This window comes from Modestobacter sp. SYSU DS0875 (genome assembly GCF_054050915.1).
In genome coordinates, this window is sequence record NZ_JBJHAH010000007.1 from 107,932 (window position 1) to 129,396 (window position 21,465).

A 21,465-nucleotide genomic window follows, 5' to 3' on the forward strand; every position below is an offset into this window, starting at 1 on the left:
TCGCACACCGACGGGGCCCGGGACTGCCGATGACGGGAGCGGGCGCCAGCGGGCGCTTCGAGAGCACCGGGGAGATCCGACAGTGAGCATCGCGAGCGTGGAGCAGATGGCCGGCATGCCGCCGGCCGTCCGGACCGGGTCAGCCGTCGCCCGCAAGGAGATGCCCGGACTGCGCAAGGCGGCCCTCTTCCTGGCCCAGCTGACCAAGGAGGAGGCCGGCACGATCCTCGCCCAGCTGCGCCCCTCGGAGGTCGAGAAGCTCACCAGCGAGCTCATGCGCCTGGAGAAGGTGGACGGCACCGACGTCGACGACGTCCTCAGCGAGTTCCACTCCCTGATGCAGGCCCGCCGCTTCGTCGGCACCGGCGGCATCGACTTCGCCCGCGAGGTGCTCGCCGCCGGCCTCGGCGAGGAGAAGGCCGACGGCATCCTGTCCCGGCTCAACGTCGTCTACACCGAGCTGCCCTTCGCCTCGCTGCGCAACACCGACGTGCGCCAGCTGGTCACCTTCCTGAAGGACGAGCACCCCCAGGTCATCGCCCTGGTGCTCGCCCACCTGCCCGCCCCGCAGTCGGCGGAGGTCCTCTCCGGCTTCCCGCCGGACCAGCAGGCCGACGTCGCCTACCGGATCGCGCTGATGGACCGCACCGCACCGGAGATGGTCCGGATGGTCGAGGAGGAGCTCGGCCGCCGGATGGGCTCCCTGCTGGCCTACCAGGACATGGCCACCGTCGGCGGCGTGGACACCCTGGTGGAGATCATCAACCGCTCCCCCCGCCCGACCGAGCGCTCCATCCTGGAGTGGCTGGACGACAGCGACCCGGAACTCGCCGAGCGGATCCGCTCGCAGATGTTCGTCTTCGAGGACATCGTCACCATCGACGACCGCTCGCTGCAGCTGGTGCTGCGCGACGTGGAGGCCAACGACCTGGCCACCGCGCTCAAGGGCGTGAAGCAGGACGTCCGGGACAAGGTGGTCCGCAACCTCTCCGAGCGCGCCGGGGAGAACCTGCTCGAGGAGATGGAGCTGCTCGGCCCGGTCCGCCAGCGCACCGTCGAGGAGGCGCAGGCCAAGGTCGTCGCGGTCATCCGCACGCTCGAGGAGCAGGGCGTGCTGACCATCTCGCGGGGCGGTGACGACGATTTCGTCGCATGAGTCGCTGCTGCTGCGCGGGTCGTCGGCGGCGGACGCCGTCCCGTACCAGCGCGCCACCGACGGCGCGCCCTGGGGACGCCGCGCCCGCGACCAGCGGGCCGGCGCTCCCCCGGTCGTGCCCGCTCCGGCGGCGCCGGTCGCCCCCCTGCCCGCCGACAGCACGCCGGTCGCCACGGCCGCGGTGACGGCGGCCGTCGACGCCGCCGTCGGCCGGTCCCAGCCGGCCGACCCGCCCGCCAGCCCGCCCGTCGGTGCGGGGCTCCCGCTGACCGCCGACCCGGCGCGGGCCCGCTCCTGGGCGCCGTCCCCCACCCCGGCCGACGCCGTCGCCCAGCAGACCGCGGCGCGCACCGGCCCCCGCCTGGGCGAGGTCTACGCCGAGCAGCTCGCCCGGCTGCGCGAGGAGGCCCGCCGCGAGGGCTGGGCCGCCGGGCACGCCGAAGGCCTGATCGCCGCCGAACAGGTGGTCGCCGCCGCCGAGCGCGCGGCCGAGGAACGGCTGGCCGACGTGCAGGCGCGCTGGGAGCGGCGGCTGGCCTCGGCCACCGCGGCCATGGGCGCCGCGGTGGAGCGGCTGGACGCCACGGCCGCGCCGGTGGTCGACGAGCTCCGCGACCACGTGCTGGACGCCGTCGTCACGCTGGTCGGCGACCTCCTGGCCCGTGAGCTGGCCACCGCCGACGCCGCCGGGCTGGACGCCCTGCGCCGTGCGCTGACCCTCTGCCCGGCCGACGTGCCCGTCGTCGTCCGGCTGCACCCCGACGACCTCGCCGAGGTGCCCCCGGCCGCCCTGGCCGACCTGCCCCCGTCGGTCCGGGTCGTCGGAGACCCCGACGTCGAACGGGCCGGCGCGCTGGCCGAGGCCGGCACCCTGCGGGTGGACGCCCAGCTCGGCGCCGCGCTCGAGCGGGTGCGGTCGGTGCTGCGCTCGTGAGCGTGCTCACCGGCGGCCCGGCCGCCGCGCTGGTCGCGCGGGCCCGGATCGCCGCCCGCCCGGAGCTGTCCGGCGTGGTGACCGGCGCGATGGGGCTGACCCTCAGCGTCGAGGGCGTGCCCGCCGCCGTCGGGGACCTGGTGGAGGTCAGCTCCGGCCGCCGTCCGCTGCTCGCCGAGGTGGTGGCGGTGCAGCGGGAGCGGATGACCTGCATGCCGCTGGGCGACCTCTCCGGCGTGCGCGCCGGCGCCCGGGTCCGCCCCACCGGGCGGCCGCTGCAGGTGCCGGTCGGCGAGGCGCTGCTGGGCCGGGTGCTCGACGGGCTGGGCCGGCCGATGGACGGCGGTCCCCCGCTCGGTTCGCTGGTGTCCTGGGTCGACCTGACCAGCGAGACCCCCAACGCGCTCACCCGGGAACGGGTGCGCCGGCCGCTGGCCACCGGGGTGCGGGCGCTGGACACCATGGTGCCCGCCGGCCGCGGTCAGCGGCTGGGCATCTTCGCCGGCTCCGGTGTCGGCAAGTCGACCCTGCTGTCGCAGATCACCCGGGGCACCGACGCCGACATCCGGGTCATCGGGCTGATCGGCGAGCGTGGCCGCGAGGTCCGGGAGTTCATCGAGGAGGACCTCGGCCCCGAAGGCCTGGCGAACAGCGTCGTCGTGGTCGCCACCTCCGACGAGCCGCCGCTGGTGCGGCTGAAGGCGGCCTTCGTCGCCACCCGGATCGCCGAGGCCTTCCGCGACCAGGGCCGCGACGTGCTGCTGATGATGGACTCGATCACCCGCACCGCGATGGCCCAGCGCGAGGTCGGGCTGTCCGCCGGCGAGCCCCCGGCCACCCGCGGGTACCCGCCGAGCGTCTTCGCGATGCTGCCGAAGCTGCTGGAGAAGGCCGGCACCAGCACCACCGGCTCGATCACCGGGCTGTACACCGTGCTGGTCGACGGCGACGACCACAACGAGCCGATCGCCGACACCGCCCGCTCCATCCTCGACGGCCACGTCGTGCTCAGCCGACGGCTGGCCACCGCCGGCCACTTCCCGGCGATCGACGTGCTCGAGTCGATCTCACGGGTGGCCACCGCGGTCGTCCCGCCGCCGCAGATGACCGACGCGCGGGAGCTGCGCCGGATGCTCGGGGCGCTGCGCGACGTCCGGGAGCTCATCGAGATCGGCGCCTACCAGACCGGCACCGACCCGCTGGTCGACCGTGCCCGGCGCCTGCTGCCGGACATCGACGCCTTCCTGCGTCAGGCGACGTCGGACTCCACCCCGCCGCCCGAGGCGTGGGCCCGGCTGCACGGCCTGGTCTCCGCCGCGTGAGGCAGCCCGCCTTCCGGCTGGAGCCGGTGCTGCGCCTGCGCCGAACCGAGGAGCGGACGGCGGCGCTGGCCGCGGCCGCCGCCGCCCGCGACGCCGCCGAGGCCGCCCGGCGGGCCGAGGACGACGCCGAGGCGCTGTCGGCCCGCCGGCTGCCCGCGGCCGTCCCCGGCGCTGCCTTCGTCGCCGCGATGGTCGCATCGTCGGCCGCGGCTGCCGATGTGTCTGCTGCACGGGCTCTCGCCGTCGCCCACGCGGAACAGGCCGAGCTGGTCCGGGCCCGCTGGACGGCGGCGGCCCAGCGCACCAAGGGCCTGGAGAAGTTGCGCGAGCGCCACCTGGCGGCCGCACGCACCGCCGCCGAGGCGGCCGAGGAGCGCGCGGTCGACGACCTGGTGACCGGCCGCCACACGACGAGGACGAGGGAGGAGGAGGGCACGTGGAGGGACTGACCGCGGTGCACGGCCGGATCAGCGAGATCCAGGCCCGTTTCCTGCGCACCCCACCGAGCTCGGAGGCCGCCTGGTCCAGCGCCGCGTCGGCGGCCGGGCTCACCGGCACCTCGTCGACGGCGTCGACCGGCCTCGGCGCCTTCGCCACCACCGGCACCGGCGCCGAGGTCGTCGGCGCGGCGCAGAAGTACCTCGGGGTGCCCTACCGCTGGGGCGGCACCGACCCGACGAGCGGCCTGGACTGCTCCGGGTTCACCCAGCGCGTGTACGCCGACCTGGGCGTCAGCATCCCCCGCACCTCGTCCCAGCAGGCCACCGCCGGCCGACCGGTCGCCTCGCTCGCCGAGGCCCAGCCGGGTGACCTGGTGTTCTTCGACAACTCCGGCAGCCGGCCGGGCATCGACCACGTCGGGCTCTACATCGGCGGCGGCAAGATGATCGCCGCCCCGCAGGAGGGCGACGTCGTCAAGGTGCAGGACGTCGGCCGGCCGACGGTGATCCGCCGCGTGCTGCCCGACGGCGCCGTGTCGGCCCCGTCCGGGGCCGCCCGCGGCACCGGCCTGGGCGGCGTCCCGTACGCCGACCTGTTCAGCGCTGCCGGCAGCCGGCACGGCGTCGACCCGGCCGTGCTCGCCGCGATGGCGAAGACCGAGTCGAACTTCGACACCGCGGCGGTCTCCCCCGCCGGCGCGCAGGGGCTCATGCAGTTCATGCCGGCCACCGCGCGCGGCCTGGGCGTCGACCCCGGTGACCCGGCGTCCGCCATCGACGGCGCTGCCCGCTACCTGGCGAGCCTGACCCAGCAGTTCGGCTCCACGGAGCTGGCGCTGGCGGCCTACAACGCCGGGCCCGGCGCGGTGCAGCGCGCCGGGGGCGTCCCGCCCTACGCCGAGACCCGGTCCTACGTCCAGAAGGTGACCAGCGCCGCGGAGGCCTACCGATGACAGCCCCCATGTCCGCCCTGCCGATGACGCCGGCCACCGGCCGCGCGAGCGGCTCCACCGGCGGCCCGGCCACCGGGTCCGCCGAGAACGCGGCCGGCTTCGCCAGCGCGCTGGACGACGTCCTGCACGGCGGCGGGAACCCCTCCCGCCGACCGGGGAACGGCACGGGGGACGCGTCCGGGGGCGCCCCCGGCGAGGGGACCGGCGGCGAGACGCCGGCGACGCCGGTCGCCGTCCCGATCGACGTGCCCCCGGGGTTGTGGGCGCTGCTCGCCGCCGGTGCGTCGCTGGGCACCACGCCCGGCGCCCAGCCGGAGGCGACCGCCGCCGCCGCCGCACTCATCGGCGCGGTCGCCGGCGCCGCGGCGGCCGGCGGGCAGCCGCCCGGGGGCCAGCTGCCCGGCGTCGACCCGGCCGCCGGTGCCCCGGCCCTCCCGCTGCCCACCGTCACCGATCCGGCGGCAGCCGGCGCGGCGCCGTCCGCACCCGCGCCCGGCACGCCGGCCGCGCTGGTGTCCGCCCTCGGCCTGGCCGGGCCGGCCGGCGCGCAGCCGGCCACCACCTCGGCCGGGACCACCGACACCGCCGCCGGGCTCCCGGCCGACCTGTCCGTCGTCGTCCTCCCCGCGGCCGCGGGCGACACCGCTGACACCGGAACCGGAACCGGCCCCGACGCCGGTCCGGGCCACGGCGGCGGCACCGCCGAGCCGGACGCGGTCGGTCTCGTCGGCGGGGCGACCGCCTCGCCGACGGCGGTCCGCACCGACCCGCTCGGTTCCGCCGGACCCACGCCGCCCCCTGCGGAGCCGCCCGTCGCCCAGCAGCTGGGCCGCCAGCTCGCGGTGCTCAGCAACGCGCCCGACGGCAGCTCGACGATGACCCTGGTCATCACCCCCGAGGAGCTGGGGCCGGTCTCCATCCAGGTGACGGTGACCGACGGCAACCTCGACCTGACCCTCCAGGGCGGTTCGGACGCCGGACGGCACGCCCTCACCGACGCCCTGCCCGAGCTGCGCCGGGAACTGGAGGGGGCGGGCCTGACCCTGGGCCGCCTCGCCGTCGACGACACCACCGCCGACCTGGGCAGCACGCTGCGCTCGGCGCAGCAGCAGCTGCTCGACGCCCGCGCCGGCCAGCAGGGGCAGGGCTCCGCCTCCGGGCAGCAGGGCCAGCCCGGGCAGCAGGGGCCCGGCACCCGGGCCGCAGGCGGCGACCCCGAGCACCGCGGTGAGGGCAGCCCCGCCCTCGCCACCGAGCAGTCCGCGTCGTCCGGCGTGGACGTCCTCGCCTGAGACGGAGGAACGATGAGCAGCCCGGTCACCGGACCCACTGGTTCCGCCGGCGTCGTCACGACGGACGCCAGCCCCTCGGTCAACCGCGGCGACCAGATGGGGAAGGACGTCTTCCTCAAGCTCCTGGTCGCGCAGATGCGCTACCAGGACCCCAGCAACCCGACCAGCAGCAGCGAGTTCATGGCCCAGACGGCGACCTTCACCCAGGTGGAGAAGCTCGAGGAGATCGCCTCGCAGAACAAGGCCCTGGTCGGGCTGCAGCGGTCGCTCAGCGCCGGCGCGCTGGTCGGCCACCAGGTGACGTACACCGACACCACCGGCGAGACGAAGACCGGAACGGTGAGCGCCGTCCGGATCGCCGGCACCGGCGCCGAGACCGAACCGCAGGCGGTCGTCGACGGCGTCACCGTCCCGCTCGGCCGGGTCACCGCCGTCACCCTGCCGACCACGCCCACGCCCGCCACCCAGCCGACCGCCTGACCACCCCCGACCTCAGGAGCTCCCCCGATGCTGCGTTCCATGTTCTCGGCCATCTCCGGCCTCAAGGCGCACCAGACCAAGCTGGACGTCGCCGGCAACAACATCGCCAACGTCAACACCGTCGGCTTCAAGGGCAGCCAGACCGTCTTCGAGGACACCCTCTCCCAGGTGCTGCGCAACGGCGCCGCTCCGCAGGGCGAGACCGCCGGCACGAACCCGGCCGCGGTCGGCCTCGGCGTGAAGGTCGCCGGCATCACCACCAACTGGACCCAGGGCTCGGCGCAGAGCACCGGCCGCTCCAGCGACTTCATGATCACCGGCGACGGCTTCTTCATCACCAGGTCCGGCAACGAGAACCTCTACACCCGGGCCGGCTCCTTCGACACCGACGGCGTCGGCAACCTGGTCACCCCCGACGGCCTGGTGCTCCAGGGCTGGATGGCGAACAACGGCGCCATCGACCCCAACGGCCCGCTGGAGCCGCTGCGGATCCCGCAGGGTCAGGTGCTGGCCCCGGTGCCCACCACCGGCGCCACGATCCAGGGCAACCTCTCCGCCGGCGCCACCGCGGGCACCGAGGTGACCTCCCAGATCCGGATGTTCGACGACCTGGGCAACGCCCACGAGATGTCGGTGGTCATGACCAACACCGGCACGAACACCTGGGACGTCACCTTCAGCGAGGGCACCCGGACGGTGACCCGCAACCTCACCTTCTCCGGCACCGCGCCGACCACCGGCCAGCTCACCTCCGGGGGGACCGTCACCTTCGACCCGGACGCCGACTTCACCCCCCCGTTCCCGAGCTGGACCGGCGCGGTCACCATCGACCTGAGCGGGCTGACCCAGTTCGGCGGGGCCAGCACCGCGGCGGGCAAGAGCAACGAGCTGACCGGTTCGGCCCTGGGCACGCTGGAGAGCTACTCGCTCAGCAACGACGGCACGATCGTCGGCCTGTACTCCAACGGCCTGCGGCAGCCGCTGGGTCAGCTGGCGCTGGCGACCTTCACCAACCCCGGTGGCCTGGAGAAGGCCGGCAACAGCTCGTTCCGCGCCGGCGACAACTCCGGCAACCCGGTGGTCGGCCAGGCCGGCACCGGTGGCCGCGGCCAGCTCTCGGCCGGCGCGCTGGAGATGTCCAACGTGGACCTGGCCGAGGAGTTCACCGGCCTCATCGTCGCCCAGCGCGGCTTCCAGGCGAACAGCCGGGTGATCACCACCTCCGACGAGATCCTCCAGGACCTGGTCCAGCTGAAGCGCTGACGAGGACCCCTCCTCACCGCCGCCCGCACGCACGTGCCCGGCCCCTGGAGGAGGGGGCGGAGGGCCCGGTCATCCCGACGGGTGACCGGGCCCTCTCCGCTCAAGCAGTCCCGCCGGGACGCCGAAGACACCGGTGCGCGCTCCGCGCGCACCGGTGAGCACCCTCACCGCCGACCCCTGGAGCTCCTCCGTGATCCGACTGACGCGCCTGAACGGCGAGCACTTCGTGCTCAACGCCGACCTCATCCAGCGCGCCGAGGGCCACCCCGACACCGTGGTCACCCTCGCCGACGACACCAAGTACGTCGTCACCGAGAGCGTCGACGAGGTGGTCCGGGAGATCCGCGACTGGCGGGCGAGCATCCAGGCGGTGGCCTTCCGGATGGACCGCGGTGAGCACCGCTTGCCCCACACCGACCACCTGCAGGGCGCCGACGACTCCTCGGTCGTGCCCTTCCCGACCCGAGAAGAGCGCTGACCCGTGGACCCCGCCACCCTGATCGGGTTCGTCATCTCCCTGATCGCCCTGGTCGTCTTCATGATCCTGGAGGGCGCCGACCCGACGTCGCTGATCTTCCTCCCGGCGATCGTCCTGGTCGTCATCGCGACCTTCGGTGCCGCGCTGGCCAGCCAGACGATGGACGACCTGAAGAAGATCCCCACCTGGTTCAAGATGGCCGTGCTGCCGGCCAAGGTGCCGGCGGCCACCGAGCAGATCCAGACCCTGGTCAGCCTGGCCGAGAAGGCCCGCAAGGAGGGCCTGCTCGCCCTGGAGGCGCAGGTCAAGGACATCGAGGACCCGTTCCTCAAGCGTGGCCTGCAGATGAGCATCGACGGCACCGACCCCGAGGACCTGCGCAGCATCCTCGAGGGGGAGATCTCGGCCAAGAAGACCGAGGACAAGGTCGCCGCCAAGTTCATGAACAACATGGGCGGCTACGCGCCGACCATCGGCATCCTCGGCTGCATCGTCGGCCTGATGAACGTCATGGGCAACCTCAGCAACCCCGAGCTGCTGGGCCCGATGGTCTCCGCGGCGTTCATCGCCACCCTGTGGGGCGTCATGGCGGCCAACTTCTGGTTCCTGCCGATGGGCGCCAAGATCCTCCGGGTCAGCGCGCTGCAGGCCGCCCAGATGGAGCTGCTCGTCGAGGGGATCGCCGAGATCCAGGCCGGCACCAGCCCGCGCACCGTGCGCGCCAAGCTGACCTCGCTGGTGCCGCCGGGTGAGCAGCAGCGCGAGGCGGCATGAGCAAGGGCGGCGGGCACGGCGGCCACGGTGGCCGCCGCGCCAAGAAGCACGAGGAGCACGAGGAGCACGAGAACCACGAACGGTGGCTGGTGTCCGGCTTCGACATGATGACGCTGCTGTTCGTGCTCTTCGTGGTGCTCTACGCGATGAGCTCCATCGACCTGGCCAAGTTCACCGCCTTCGCCAACGGCGCCCGCGAGGGGGCCGGCGCCCCGGTCACCATCCTCAACGACGGCGCGGCCATCGACGCGCCGATCGAGAACGACAGCCCGCTGAAGCCCGTCCAGGTCGCCGAGGAGGCCGCCATCGACGGCACCGAGCAGACCGAGGCCGAGAAGGCAGCCGCCGCCGCGGTGGCCGAGCAGCAGGCCCGGCAGACCGCCGCCGAGGCCCAGGCCGCCTACGACCAGCTCGCCGCCGCCCGCGCGGCGCTGCAGCAGGCGCTCGCCGCCGCCGGCATGTCCGGCGCCGCGGAGTTCGTCATCGACGAGCGCGGCCTGGTGGTGCACGTCGTCAGCGACCCGGTGCTGTTCGCCCCGGAGTCCGCCGTGCTCCAGCCACAGGGCGTCGTCGTGCTCGACGCGATGGCCCCGACCCTCGTCTCCCTGCCGAACCAGATCGAGGTCGAGGGCCACGCCAACTCGCTGCCGGTCACCCGGGGCGGCCCCTGGCCGTCGAACTGGGAGCTGTCGGCGATCCGGGCGACGACGGTGCTCCGGCACCTCACCGAGACCGACGGGCTGCCCGAGGAGCGGGTGTCCGCATCGGGCTACAGCAGCACCCGCCCCCTGGTCCCGGACAGCGACCCGAGCTACGTGACCGTCAACCGGCGGGTGGACGTGATCCTGCTGTCCACCGGCTCGGCCAAGGCCAACGCACTGCTGCCCGGGATCGAGGCGGCCGCGCAGGCCGCCGCCCAGGCGCTCGGCAACTGAGCCGCACCACCACCCGCCACACCGACCACAGCACCACCGAGAGGAGTCACCCATGGCCAAGAAGAAGAAGGCCGACGTCGAGGACGAGGAGTCCTCGGGCGGCGGCAAGGGGAAGCTGATGATCATCGCCCTGGTCGCGGTGCTCGCGATCGGGGGTGGCGCGTACTTCTTCCTGTTCAGCGGCTCCGGCGAGGCCGTGGCCGAGCCGGCGCCCGAGGCGGGCAGCGTGGTGCTCGCCATCGACCCGGTGGCGATCAACCTGGCCGGGGGCAGCTACCTCAAGCTGGGCATCGCGCTCCAGTTCACCCTCGCCTACGACGAGAGCGCCGGGGGCGGGCACGGCGCTGCGGCGGCGCCCGACGGGTCCAAGGCCCTCGACATCGCCATCGCCCACTTCTCCGGCGCGGCGCTCAGCGACGTGCAGACCAACCGCGAGGCGATGAAGGCCGCGCTGCAGGAGAAGATCATCGAGGCCTACCACGGTGACGTCTACGAGATCAACTACACGGAGTACGTCACCCAGTAGTAGAAGGACCCCCTTGCCCCCCAGCACTCGCACGCTCGTACCGGGGCCCGGCAAGGGAGCCGTCCCAGCACCTCACGGGGGCGCTCCTCCCCCACGAAGCCCCTGGGGTCACACCCGTGCCAGCCGGTGCCGGAGGTTCCGGCACCGGCTGGTCAGGGTCCGGCGGTCCCCCGCCGATGAGGACATGCGTGAGCCTGTCCGACACCGTGGCCGACGCCCCCAGCGCGGCCCCCCGGAGCCCCGAGGGGCAGGGCCGCACGCGTCGTCGCGAGCCCCGCACCTACGACTTCCGGCGGCCGACGAAGCTCTCGCGCGAGCACGTCCGCATCCTGCAGATCACCCAGGAGTCCTTCGCCCGCCAGGCGACCACCACGCTGACCTCGCTGCTGCGCACCGGCGTCCGGGTGGAGCTGGTCGGCATCGAGCAGTTCTCCTACGACGACTACATCGCCACGCTGCCCACCTCGCACTTCGTGGCGACCTTCACCCTGGAGCCGCTGGCCGGCAAGGGCGTGCTCGCCTGGCCGCTGGACACCGCCATGGCGATGGTCGACCACATGCTCGGTGGGTCCGGCGGGGGCGAGCAGCCCGCCCGGCCCATGACCGGCATGGAGAGCGCGATCACCGGCCACCTGCTGGACCGGCTGCTCGACGAGCTCGGCGAGGCGTTCGCCCCGGTGACGCCGATCACCCCGGCGTTGGACGGCGTCGAGTACAACCCGCAACTGGCCCAGGCCGCCTCCGGTTCGGAGACGGTCATGGTCGCCACCTACAGCATGCGCGTGGGCAGCCGGGAGCCCGACGTCACGCTGGTGCTGCCCTTCTCCTCCTTCGCCGGCCCGCTGAGCAACGCCGCCTCCCCGCAGCTGTCGGAGTCCGCGCGGCACAAGCGGCAGCGGGCGTTCGAGGCGCTGACCGAGCGGCTCTTCGACGTCCCGGTCGACGTGAGCGTCCGGTTCAACCCGATCGAGGTGCCGTCGGGCGACCTGCTGTCCCTGGCGGTGGGCGACGTCCTGCTGCTGCGGCACGCCCAGGACAGCCCGCTGCAGGTCACCACCAACGACGTCACGTTCGCGCACGCCCTGCCCAGCAACCACCGGCGCCGCCTGGCCGCCGAGATCGTCCCCGACACCGCGACCGGCGGAAAGGACCCAGCATGACCACCGCCTTCGGCACCGACCGCTCGTCGGACTCCGAGACCATCGCCGCAGCGGTCGCTGCGGCGGCCCAGGCTGCTGCCGCCGCCCTCCCCGCCGAGCTGGACCTGCGTGCCGGGGACCCGGTCAGCGACCCGGAGTCCGTCCCGCTGCCGACCGAGCCCGGCATCGCGGTCACCGCCGCCCTGGGCGGTGAGGTCAGCGGTGACATCGTCCTGGTGCTCTCCGCCGAGATCGTCGCCGCGCTGACCAACTCCCCCGTCGGGGCGATGGACGTGCCCACGGCGCTGCGCCCGGCCCTGGAGGCCGCCGCGGCCGCGCTCGGCCGGGTGCGGGTCGCCGCCGAACGCACCGAGGACGTCGTCGCGGCGCTGGACGGCCTGCGGGACAAGGGCGTCTTCCTCGCCGTCCCGCTGGCCGCCGGCGGGGAGATCTCGGCCACCCTGGCCCTGCAGGTCACCCTGCCCCAGCCGCGCGAGCGGCGCGGCAGCCTGGACCTGCTGCGCAACGTGGCCATGGAGGTCACCGTCGAGATCGGCCGCACCCGGATGACGGTCTCCGAGCTGCTGTCGCTGCACCCCGGTGAGGTCATCGAACTCGACCGCGCCGCCGGCGCCCCGGCGGACCTGCTGGTCAACGGCACCCTCATCGCCCGCGGCGAGATCGTCGTGGTCGACGAGGACTTCGGCCTGCGGATCAGCGAGATCGTGACCGACGCCGCCGAGTACGGGCGCCCCCAGTGACGCGAGGCGCGACGACCGGGAGCCGGCGATGACGTGGATGGTCATCCGGCTCGTGCTGTCGCTGGCCTTCGTCGCCGGGGTGCTGCTCTTCGCGGCCCGGATCGCCAAGAAGCGCGGTCTGGGTCAGGGCACCGGCGTCATCGAGGTGGTGAGCCGGCAGCGGATGGGCCGGGCCAGCAGCGTCTCGGTGCTGCGCGTCGCCGGCCGGGTGCTGGTCGTCGGGTCGACCGAGGAGCAGGTGACCCTGCTCGCCGAGCTGGAGGACGAGGAGCTGCAGACCGCGCTGGCGGCGCAGGCCCGGCCGCACGCGGCCGCCTCCGACGTCGAGACCGCCGCGCTGCCCGCCACCCGGGTGCCGGCGCTGGCCCGCAGCAGCTCCGGCCCGCTGGCCGGCTCGGTGCTGGACCGCGGCGCGTGGACGACGGTGGTGCAGGAGCTGCGTGACCGAACGGTGCGCCGCTCGTGAGCGCGCTCGCCACGCCGGTCACCCGCACCTGGGGCCGCCGGGCCGGCTGGGTCGCGCTGCTGGCCGTGCTGGCGGTGGTCGGGCTGGTGCTCCTGGCCGGCCCCGCGTCGGCCGCCCCCACCGCACCCACCGAGCCGACCGCCCCGGTCGCCCCGGTGGTCGACAACGGCGGGCTGGACATCAACATCGGGGGCAACAACCCCAGCACCGCGGTCACCCTGCTGCTGGCGATCACCGCGCTGTCGATCGCGCCGTCGGCGCTGCTGCTGGTCACCTCGTTCACCAAGATCCTGGTGGTCCTGGCGCTGACCCGGAACGCGCTGGGGCTGCCCACCTCCCCGCCGAACCAGGTGCTCACCGGGATCGCCCTGTTCCTGACGATCTTCGTCATGGGACCGGTGTTCAGCGACATCAACGACGTCGCGGTGCAGCCCTACCTGGACGGCGCGATCACCGCCTCGGCGGCCTACGACTCCGGCGTCGAGCCGCTCAAGGCGTTCCTGCTGGACAACACCCGCGACGACGAGCTCAAGCTGATGATCGGCCTCTCCGGCGAGGAGCAGCCCGCCGACGCCGCGGCGGTCAGCATGATGACCCTGGTCCCGGCGTTCGTGCTCTCGGAGCTCAAGAGCGCCTTCATCATCGGGCTGGTCGTGTTCATCCCGTTCCTGGTGCTGGACATGCTGGTCAGCGCCTCGCTGATGGCGATGGGCATGATGATGGTGCCGCCGACGGTCGTCTCGCTGCCCTTCAAGCTGCTGCTGTTCGTCATCGTGGACGGCTGGGCGCTGATCACCACCGCGCTGGTCGGGTCGTACGGATGACCGCCCGGATGAGCGCCCGGACGACCGGGGGCCGGCATGTCTGACGCCGACGTCACCGAGATCGCCACCCAGACGATGATCATCGCGGCGAAGGTCGCGGCACCCATCCTGCTGACCGCCCTGCTGGTCGGCTTCATGATCTCGCTGTTCCAGGCGGCGACCCAGATCCAGGAACCGACGCTGTCGTTCGTGCCGAAGATGATCGCGGTGGCCATCGCGCTGCTGGTGACCGGCAACTGGGTGCTCGCGGAGCTGGTCTCCTTCACCGAGCACCTGTTCGAGTCGCTGCCGCGGTTGCTCGGCAGGAGCTGAGGGAAGCGGTGGACCTCCAGGTCCCCTCGGCGACGCTGGCCGCGCTCCTGCTGGCCACCGTGCGCGCCGGCGGGTTCATCGTGCTGGCACCGCCGTTCAACTCGAACGGCATCCCGCTGGCGGTCAAGGGCGCGCTCGCCGTGGCGCTGTCGCTGGTGGTGTTCCCGCAGCTGACGGGCACGATGCCGGAGATCACCGCGGGGTTCCTCGTCGTCTCCACGATCACCGAGGCGGTCATCGGGGCGGCCCTCGGCTTCGTCGTCCAGGTGCTCTTCACCGCCGTGCAGCTGGCCGGTGACCTCATCGACGTCACCGGCGGCTTCTCGCTGCAACCGGCCTACGACCCGCTGTCGCTCACCACCAACGCGGCGATCGGCAAGCTGCACTACCTGCTGGCGGTGACCCTGCTGTTCACCAGCGGCGGGCACCTGCTGCTGGTCCGCGGCTTCGTCACGTCCTACCAGGGGCTCCCGGTGGGCGGCGCGTTGCCCACCGACCAGCTGGGGTCGGCGCTGGTCACCGCCTTCTCCATGATGTTCCTGGCCGCCCTGCAGATCGCCGGACCGATGGTGGCGGTGCTGCTGCTCGCCGACGTCGCCCTGGCGCTGCTGTCCCGCGCCGCCCCGGCGCTGAACATCTTCGCCATCGGCTTCCCGGTGAAGATCATGACCACCCTGGCCCTGCTCGGGCTCACCTTCCCGCTGCTCCCGCCCGCCCTGGACTCGCTGATGGAGACCGCGGTCCGGGCGATGACCTCGTTGCGGAGCGGCTAGTGGACGTCCCGGGAGGTGAGGACTGATGGCCAAGGACGGGCCGGGCGGTGAGAAGACAGAGAAGCCGACACCGCAGAAGCTCAAGCAGGCCCGCAAGGACGGGCAGATCCCGCGGACCCAGGAGCTGGGCACGTGGCTGGGCGCCGCCGCGGCGAGCGTGCTGCTGCCGATGCTGGTGGGCCGTGCGTTCGACTCGGTGCAGGAGCTGTTCGTGCAGGTCGGCGCGGTGGCCAACAAGCCGGAGCAGGCTGCCCTGTCGGAGCTGATGGGGCGTGCGCTCAGCGCGTTCCTCACCACCCTGCTGCCGATGGCGCTGGCCATGATGCTGATCGGCGCACTGGCCTCCGCGGCCCAGGGCGGGGTCACCATCGCCACCAAGGGGATGAAGCCGACGCTGAAGAAGTTCAACCCGCTGCCCGGCTTCAAGCGGATGTTCGGCACGCACGGCCTCTGGGAGGCGACCAAGGCCATCATCAAGACGATCGCGCTCGCCACGGTCATCGCGCTGACCTCCGACGACGCCCAGCACCTGGTCTCCGCCTCCGGGGCCCTGCCGCTGTCGGAGATCACCCGGGTGTTCACCGACGCGGCGGTGCTGATGTTCCGCGTGGTCGGGTTCACCGGCCTGGGGATCGCGCTGGCGGACTACCTCGTCGTCCGCAAGCAGACGATGACCAAGCTGAAGATGAGCACCTACGAGATCAAGCAGGAGCACAAGCAGTCCGAGGGCGACCCGTACATGAAGGCCCAGCGCCGGGCCACCCAGCTGTCGATGTCCCGCAACCGGATGATGTCGGAGATGGCCGACGCCGACGTGCTGCTGGTCAACCCCACCCACGTGGCCGTCGCGCTGAAGTACGACCCGATGAAGGGCGCACCCCGGGTGGTCGCCAAGGGCGCCGGCGAGGTCGCCGCACGGCTGCGCGCCCGGGCCGAGGAGTGCCGGGTGCCGATGGTCCAGGACGTACCGCTGGCCCGCGCCCTGCACGGGTCGTGCGAGCTCGGGCAGGAGGTGCCGCCCCAGCTGTTCACCGCGGTCGCCCGGGTGCTGGCGTTCGTCATGCACCTGTCCGCCCGCGGCGTGCGCGGCGGGATGCACCGGCCGGGCTTCGAGGCACCCGAGGTGGAAGGCCTGCCCAAGGCCGGACGGCGCCGCTGAGGAAGGGCCCTCCTGCCCCCCACCACTCGCACGCTCACGGCGGGCCCCTGCAGGAGGGCCACGCCTGAGGCGCGCGGCGCGGCTGTGACGCACGGTGTGGCACTCCGCCGTGCGGTACCGGCCGTTCCGGGGACTGCCGAGAACGGCGGTGGAGGGGCGCTGCGGCGCCCCGGTCACCGCCGGCACTGCAGCACAGGAACGAGGTCTCGTGGGCAAGCTGACGAAGGCAGCCGTCCCCATCGGGGTCGTCTCCATCGTCCTGATGCTCGTCGTCCCGCTGCCGGCCGCCGTGCTGGACCTGCTGCTGGGCCTCAACATCACGGCGTCGCTGCTGATCCTGCTGGTCGCGATGAACATCAAGCGGCCGCTGGAGTTCGCGATCTTCCCGTCGCTGGTGCTGATCGCGACGCTGATGCGCCTGGCGCTGAACGTCTCCTCCACCCGGCTGGTGCTCAGCGACGGCTACGCCGGCAAGGTCATCGAGGCCTTCGGCCACTTCGTCATCGGCGGCTCGCTGATCGTCGGCCTGGTCATCTTCGTGATCCTCACGATCATCCAGTTCGTCGTGATCACCAACGGCGCCGGCCGCGTGGCCGAGGTGGGCGCCCGCTTCACCCTCGACGCCATGCCCGGCAAGCAGATGGCGATCGACGCCGACCTGAACGCCGGCCTGATCAACGAGGCGCAAGCGCGCAAGCGCCGGCGCGAGGTCACCGCCGAGGCCGACTTCTACGGCTCGATGGACGGTGCCAGCAAGTTCGTCAAGGGCGACGCCATCGCGGCCATCATCGTCACGCTGATCAACCTGATCGGCGGCTTCGCGATCGGGATCATGCAGCGGGGTCTCGCCCCCGCCGAGGCGGTCTCGACCTACTCGCTGCTGTCGGTCGGCGACGGCCTCGTCTCGCAGATCCCGGCGCTGCTGATCTCCACCGCGACCGGTCTGATCGTCACGCGCTCGGCCTCCGAGGGCAACATGGGTCACGACCTGATGACCCAGCTGGGCCGCAACAAGCAGCCGGTTCGCATCGCCGGCATCGCCGCGCTGGCGCTGTGCCTGATCCCCGGCCTGCCCAAGCTGCCGTTCTTCCTCATCGGTGCGCTGTTCCTCTTCGCCGCCAGCCGGATGACCGACGCCCCGGACGAGGACGACGACGAGACCCCCGCCACCGACGTCGCGGCCGCCGAGCCGCAGCCGGACTCCCCGGAGGCGATCGCCGACCGGATGCGGGTCGACCCGCTGGAGCTGGAGGTCGCCTTCGACCTGGTCGAGCTGGTCGACACCGCCCGCGGCGGCGACCTGCTGGACCGGGTGAAGGCCCTGCGGCGCAAGGTCGCGATGGAGACCGGGCTGGTCATCCCGCTGGTCCGCACCCGGGACAACCTGGACCTGCCGGCCTCGCAGTACGTCATCTGGCTCAACGGCGTCCCCGCGGCCAAGGGCACCTCCCCCGCCGGCACGGTGCTCGCGATCGGCGACCACCTCGACGGGCTGCCCGGCAAGGCCACCCGCGAGCCGGTGTTCGGGCTGGCCGCCAAGTGGGTGCCCGCCGAGCTGCAGCGGCAGGCCGAGATGGCCGGGGCCACCGTCGTCGACCGCTCCTCGGTGATCACCACGCACCTGGCCGAGGTCGTCCGGCAGAACGCCTCGTCGCTGCTGGGCCGGGAGGACGTCAAGGTGCTGGTGGAGATGATCCGGCGCACCCACCCCGCGGTCGTCGAGGAGCTCACCCCGACGCTGCTCAGCCTGGGCGAGGTGCAGCGCGTGCTCCAGGCGCTGCTGGACGAGGGCGTCTCGATCCGCGACCTGGTCCGCATCTTCGAGGCCCTGTCGCTGCGCGCCAAGATCTCCACCGACCTGGACGGGCTGGTCGAGGCGGTGCGTGCCGCGCTCGGCGCTGCGATCAGCCACCCCTACGTCACCCCGGACGAGCGGCTGCACGTGATCACCCTGGACCCGACGTTCGAGCAGCGACTGCTGGAGGCGGTCCGGCCGACCGAGGGCGGCCAGGTGCTCGCCCTGGACGGCAACACCGTCGACGCGCTGGTCCGCGGCTGCTCCGACCTCCTCGAGGAGGCCGACCGGATGAACCTCTCCCCTGTCCTCGTGTGCTCGCCGCAGGTGCGCGCCGCGCTGTCCCGCCTGGTCCGCCAGGTCCTGCCCCGGCTGTCGGTCATCTCGTACAACGAGGTGTCCCGTACGGCCCAGATCGAGTCACTGGGAGTGGTGAGCGGTGCCGTCGCGATCCGTTGAGGCCGCCACGCGGGACGAGGCGATCGCCGCGGCACGCGAGGAGTTCGGGCCGGCCGCGCGCATCGTGGGCGTGCGCCGGATCAGGACCGGTGGGATGTTCGGCTTCTTCGCCTCCGAGCGCTACGTCGCCGAGGTGGAGCTGCCGCGCACGCCCGATCCCGCCCCGGCGACCCCGGAGGCCACCCGCCGGGTCACCGCCGCGGCCGCCGCCAAGGCCGCCCAGCCCTCGCTGGCCGACCGGATGGAGGAGCTCTCCGACCTGCTCGGCGTGGACTCCGCTGCCGAGCCGGCCGTGGGGCTGTACTCGCGCCCCGGTGCGCCCCGGGCCGAGGCCGCCGCTCCCGCCTCCCGGTCCGCCGCGTCGTCCTCCCGCACCGCGACGTCCTCCCGCACCGCGACGTCCTCCCGCGACGCGGCGCCCTCCCGCACCGCGACGTCCTCCCGCGACGCGGCGTCCTCCCGCGACGCGGCGCCCTCCCGCACCGCGACGTCCTCCCGCACCGCGGCGGCGTCCCGCACCTCCGCGACGAGCCGCGTGTCGTCGGCGAAGGGCACGGGCCCCGCACGGTCGGCGGCACCGGCCGCCACGCCGTTCACCCCGGCCCGGCACACCCTCATGCTGTCGCCCGACGAGCTCGCCGAGGCCCCGCTGCCCGGCGAGGAACCGATGAGCGGGGACACCGGCGCCGCCCCGTCCCCGTTCGCCGCTCCGTCCCCGTTCGCCGCCGCGCTCACCCGGATGGTGTCCAGCGACGCGCAGGTGCAGTCGGCGGTGGCCGACGTCGCGGTGGCCGAGGCCGCCGCCGCCGAGGCCGCGCGGCTGGAGTCCGAGGCGGCCGACGCCGCACGTCGTGAGGCCGCCGCCGCCGAGGCCACCCGCATCGAGGCAGCCGCCGCCCAGGCCGTCGCCGCCGAGGCCGCCCGCCTGCAGGCCGCCCGGCTGGAGGCCGCCGCTGCCGAGGCCGCCCGCCTGGAAGCCGCCCGGATCACCGCCGAGGCGGAGGCCACCGCCGCGGCCGAGGCCGCCCGGATCAAGGCCGAGGCGGAGGCGGAGGCCGCCGCAGAGGCCGCCCGGATCAAGGCCGAGGCGGAGGCGGAGGCCGCCGCAGAGGCCGCCCGCATCCGCGCCGAGGCCGAGGCAGCGGCTGCCGAGGCCGCCGCAGAGGCCGCCCGCATCCGCGCCGAGACGGAGGCTGCTGCCGCCGCAGAGGCCGCCCGCCTGGAGGCCGCGCGGGTCGAGGCCGCCCAGCTGGAGGCGGCTCGCCTGGAGGCCGCGCGTGCTCAGGCCGAGGCCGAGGCCGCCGAGGCGTCCGCCCGGGCCGCGGCCGAGGCCGCCCGCGCGGCGGCGGAGGCCGAGGCAGCCGCCGAGGCCGGGCGCCGGGCAGCTCCCCTCTCCATGGTCGACTCCGTACGCAGCGCCGACGACGAGCTGGCCGAGCTGCTCGAGCAGGTCCTGGCGGCCAACGGCTCCGGCCGCGGCCGGCACCGCGTCCCCGAGCAGGTCGCCGACGCAGCCGAGTGGCCCCAGGCAGCCGAGTGGACCGAGGAACCGGCCACGACCGAGTTCGCCCTGCCCGGGGTGGCCGGCGCCCGGCCCGCGGTGCCCCCGGTCCGCGACGTCCCGCAGCCGTGGGCCTACGCCCCCGCCGACGTCGACACGGCCGACGCGATCGGCGCCTACGACACCGGCGCCTACCGGGCCGACGGCCACGGCGACCGGACTCCGGCCGCCACCGGCCCGCAGCGGGTGGTCGACGCCGTCCTGGTCGAGGAGGCGCCGCGGCGCGACGACGCCCGGCGGCCCGAGCCCGTCGAGGAGTTCCACCTGGCTGCACCGGTGGTCTCCTCGGCCCTGGCCCGCACCGCGAGCGACCCGGCTCCGCTGCCGCTGGACGCCACCACCGTGCTCCCGCCGCTGTCCCTGCTGCCCCCGCAGCGGTCCGGTGGTCTCGACGGCGCGCCACCGCTGTTGCGGTCCCGGCCGGCCGTGCCACCGGTGCGCGGTGGCCGTCCGCCGGTGCCCCCGGCCCGCCGCGCCGGCAGCCGGCTCCCGCTGGTCACCCGGCCGGTGCGCATCGAGCTGCCTGCCGCACCCACCCCGCCGGCCGCACCCGCGCCCGAGGCGGAGCCCGAGGGCCGGCTGGCCACGGTGACCCGCCTGGTGCCGGCCCGGTCGGCCGAGCTCGAGCCCTACGCGGCCAGCCGCGCCGAGGAGTTCGTCATCCGGCTGCTCACCCTCGGGGTGCCGCACACGCTGCTGGGCCCGGACTTCCTCGCCGACGTCGCCGCCCGCGGGGTGTACGCGGCGCTCACCCGGACCTTCACCGACCACCTGCCGCAGGCCCCGCGGTTCCCCGTCGAGCCGGGCGAGGTGCTGCTGGTCGTCGGGCCCGGGGCGGAGACCTTCGCGACGGCGCGCGCCCTGGCGCTCACGCTGCGGCTGGACCCCGAGACCGTGCAGTGGGCCAGCTCCGGTGCGCTCGCGCACCTCGCCCCCCACCACAGCCGGATCAGCTCCCTGGAGACCGCCCTCGAGCGTCGCCGGACCAGCGCGTCGGCCGGCACGGTCACGATCGTCGCCGTCGACGCGCCGCTGCGCACCGCCGGCGGACCGTGGCTGGAGCACATGCTGGCCGTCTGGTCGCCGACCTCGGTGTGGGCCGTGCTCGACTCGACCCGCAAGCCCGAGGACCTGGTGCCGTGGCTGGGCGGGCTGCCCCGGGTCGACGCAGTGGTCGTGCAGGACACCGACTCGACCGCTGACCCGGCCGCCGTGCTCGGTCACCTCCAGGTGCCGGTGGCGCTGATCGACGGCGCCCGGGCGACCGCCCACCGCTGGGCCTCGCTGCTGTGCGAGCGGCTGGAGGAGCTGGAGGCGTGATCGGCCCGTTCCGCAAGGACGTGCTGGTGACCGGCTTCGTGCTGGCCATCCCCGTCCTCGCGCTCGGTCTCCGGGGCGACCTGAGCACCGACGAGGTGCTCATCCGCGTGCTGTGGTGCCTGGGCGCGGGGTGGGTGGCCGTCGGACTGGTGCTCTGGGCCACCACCCCAGCTCGCCGGCCGCAGCCCAAGCCGGCCACCGCACCGGTCGCCGAGCCCACGTCGGATCAGCCCACCACCCCCTGACCGGTCCGCCCGCACACGTTCCACGCTCTTCACCCGCGTTCCACGCGCCGCAGCACGGGGGTCGCGACCGAAGAGCGTGGAACCCGGCGCCGAGGGGT

At 74.1% G+C, this 21,465-nt stretch carries 22 protein-coding genes; all 22 read left to right on the forward strand.

Going from position 1 to position 21,465, the window contains the following annotated elements; all coding sequences use genetic code 11:
* Window positions 1-82: 82 nt before the first annotated feature.
* The 22 genes from fliG (at window position 83) to ACI79Y_RS06160 (ending at window position 21,367) form a co-directional block, all read left to right on the forward strand.
* Window positions 83-1,156 carry a flagellar motor switch protein FliG gene (gene fliG, locus ACI79Y_RS06055; RefSeq protein WP_457157603.1) on the forward strand — a complete coding sequence of 358 codons (1,074 nt, stop codon included), beginning with the start codon at window positions 83-85 and terminating at the stop codon, window positions 1,154-1,156.
* Window positions 1,134-2,090, forward strand: a complete 957-nt coding sequence (locus ACI79Y_RS06060; RefSeq protein WP_457157604.1) for a FliH/SctL family protein — start codon at window positions 1,134-1,136, stop codon at window positions 2,088-2,090. The genes fliG and ACI79Y_RS06060 overlap by 23 nt, the downstream gene beginning before the upstream one ends.
* Window positions 2,087-3,412: a FliI/YscN family ATPase gene (locus ACI79Y_RS06065; RefSeq protein ID WP_457157605.1), complete on the forward strand. Its 1,326-nt coding sequence runs from the start codon at window positions 2,087-2,089 to the stop codon at window positions 3,410-3,412. The genes ACI79Y_RS06060 and ACI79Y_RS06065 overlap by 4 nt, the downstream gene beginning before the upstream one ends.
* Window positions 3,409-3,861: a flagellar FliJ family protein gene (locus tag ACI79Y_RS06070; RefSeq protein ID WP_457157606.1), complete on the forward strand. Its 453-nt coding sequence runs from the start codon at window positions 3,409-3,411 to the stop codon at window positions 3,859-3,861. Before ACI79Y_RS06065 ends, ACI79Y_RS06070 begins: the two co-directional genes overlap by 4 nt.
* Entirely contained in the window at window positions 3,849-4,805 is a 957-nt protein-coding gene (locus tag ACI79Y_RS06075) for an NlpC/P60 family protein (RefSeq protein WP_457157607.1), read from the forward strand. Before ACI79Y_RS06070 ends, ACI79Y_RS06075 begins: the two co-directional genes overlap by 13 nt.
* On the forward strand, window positions 4,802-6,097 hold the full coding sequence (locus tag ACI79Y_RS06080) for a flagellar hook-length control protein FliK (protein WP_457157608.1): 1,296 nt from the start codon (window positions 4,802-4,804) through the stop codon (window positions 6,095-6,097). The genes ACI79Y_RS06075 and ACI79Y_RS06080 overlap by 4 nt, the downstream gene beginning before the upstream one ends.
* A 12-nt stretch (window positions 6,098-6,109) precedes the next feature.
* Complete coding sequence (locus tag ACI79Y_RS06085; RefSeq protein ID WP_457157609.1) at window positions 6,110-6,577, forward strand: flagellar hook assembly protein FlgD; 468 nt, start codon at window positions 6,110-6,112, stop codon at window positions 6,575-6,577.
* Between the two features lie 27 nt (window positions 6,578-6,604).
* Window positions 6,605-7,840, forward strand: coding sequence for a flagellar hook protein FlgE (locus ACI79Y_RS06090; RefSeq protein ID WP_457157610.1), 1,236 nt, complete (start codon window positions 6,605-6,607; stop codon window positions 7,838-7,840).
* 190 nt (window positions 7,841-8,030) lie between these two features.
* Window positions 8,031-8,318, forward strand: coding sequence for a flagellar FlbD family protein (locus ACI79Y_RS06095; protein ID WP_457157611.1), 288 nt, complete (start codon window positions 8,031-8,033; stop codon window positions 8,316-8,318).
* Window positions 8,319-8,321: 3 nt separating this feature from the next.
* Window positions 8,322-9,092, forward strand: coding sequence for a motility protein A (locus ACI79Y_RS06100; RefSeq protein ID WP_457157612.1), 771 nt, complete (start codon window positions 8,322-8,324; stop codon window positions 9,090-9,092).
* Window positions 9,089-10,027, forward strand: coding sequence for a flagellar motor protein MotB (locus ACI79Y_RS06105; protein ID WP_457157613.1), 939 nt, complete (start codon window positions 9,089-9,091; stop codon window positions 10,025-10,027). Before ACI79Y_RS06100 ends, ACI79Y_RS06105 begins: the two co-directional genes overlap by 4 nt.
* 52 nt (window positions 10,028-10,079) lie before the next feature.
* Window positions 10,080-10,553, forward strand: a complete 474-nt coding sequence (locus ACI79Y_RS06110) for a flagellar basal body-associated FliL family protein (RefSeq protein WP_457157614.1) — start codon at window positions 10,080-10,082, stop codon at window positions 10,551-10,553.
* 188 nt (window positions 10,554-10,741) lie between these two features.
* Window positions 10,742-11,713, forward strand: a complete 972-nt coding sequence (locus ACI79Y_RS06115) for a flagellar motor switch protein FliM (RefSeq protein ID WP_457157615.1) — start codon at window positions 10,742-10,744, stop codon at window positions 11,711-11,713.
* A complete protein-coding gene (gene fliN, locus ACI79Y_RS06120) occupies window positions 11,710-12,453 on the forward strand; it encodes a flagellar motor switch protein FliN (RefSeq protein WP_457157616.1) in 744 nt (247 codons plus the stop codon). The genes ACI79Y_RS06115 and fliN overlap by 4 nt, the downstream gene beginning before the upstream one ends.
* A 28-nt stretch (window positions 12,454-12,481) precedes the next feature.
* Entirely contained in the window at window positions 12,482-12,919 is a 438-nt protein-coding gene (locus tag ACI79Y_RS06125) for a FliO/MopB family protein (protein ID WP_457157617.1), read from the forward strand.
* The gene (gene fliP, locus ACI79Y_RS06130; RefSeq protein WP_457157618.1) at window positions 12,916-13,743 is read left to right on the forward strand and encodes a flagellar type III secretion system pore protein FliP; all 828 of its coding nucleotides are present in this window, start codon (window positions 12,916-12,918) and stop codon (window positions 13,741-13,743) included. Before ACI79Y_RS06125 ends, fliP begins: the two co-directional genes overlap by 4 nt.
* A gap of 36 nt (window positions 13,744-13,779) precedes the next feature.
* Complete coding sequence (gene fliQ / locus ACI79Y_RS06135) at window positions 13,780-14,055, forward strand: flagellar biosynthesis protein FliQ (protein ID WP_457084774.1); 276 nt, start codon at window positions 13,780-13,782, stop codon at window positions 14,053-14,055.
* 8 nt (window positions 14,056-14,063) lie between these two features.
* Window positions 14,064-14,828 (forward strand): flagellar biosynthetic protein FliR, encoded by a 765-nt coding sequence (gene fliR / locus ACI79Y_RS06140; RefSeq protein ID WP_457157619.1) that lies wholly within the window; start codon window positions 14,064-14,066, stop codon window positions 14,826-14,828.
* 25 nt (window positions 14,829-14,853) lie between these two features.
* Window positions 14,854-15,987 carry an EscU/YscU/HrcU family type III secretion system export apparatus switch protein gene (locus ACI79Y_RS06145; protein WP_457157620.1) on the forward strand — a complete coding sequence of 378 codons (1,134 nt, stop codon included), beginning with the start codon at window positions 14,854-14,856 and terminating at the stop codon, window positions 15,985-15,987.
* A 208-nt stretch (window positions 15,988-16,195) separates the two neighbouring features.
* The gene (gene flhA / locus ACI79Y_RS06150) at window positions 16,196-18,241 is read left to right on the forward strand and encodes a flagellar biosynthesis protein FlhA (protein WP_457157621.1); all 2,046 of its coding nucleotides are present in this window, start codon (window positions 16,196-16,198) and stop codon (window positions 18,239-18,241) included.
* Complete coding sequence (locus ACI79Y_RS06155; RefSeq protein ID WP_457157622.1) at window positions 18,222-21,122, forward strand: hypothetical protein; 2,901 nt, start codon at window positions 18,222-18,224, stop codon at window positions 21,120-21,122. Before flhA ends, ACI79Y_RS06155 begins: the two co-directional genes overlap by 20 nt.
* Complete coding sequence (locus ACI79Y_RS06160) at window positions 21,119-21,367, forward strand: hypothetical protein (RefSeq protein WP_457157623.1); 249 nt, start codon at window positions 21,119-21,121, stop codon at window positions 21,365-21,367. The genes ACI79Y_RS06155 and ACI79Y_RS06160 overlap by 4 nt, the downstream gene beginning before the upstream one ends.
* Window positions 21,368-21,465 lie beyond the last annotated feature (98 nt).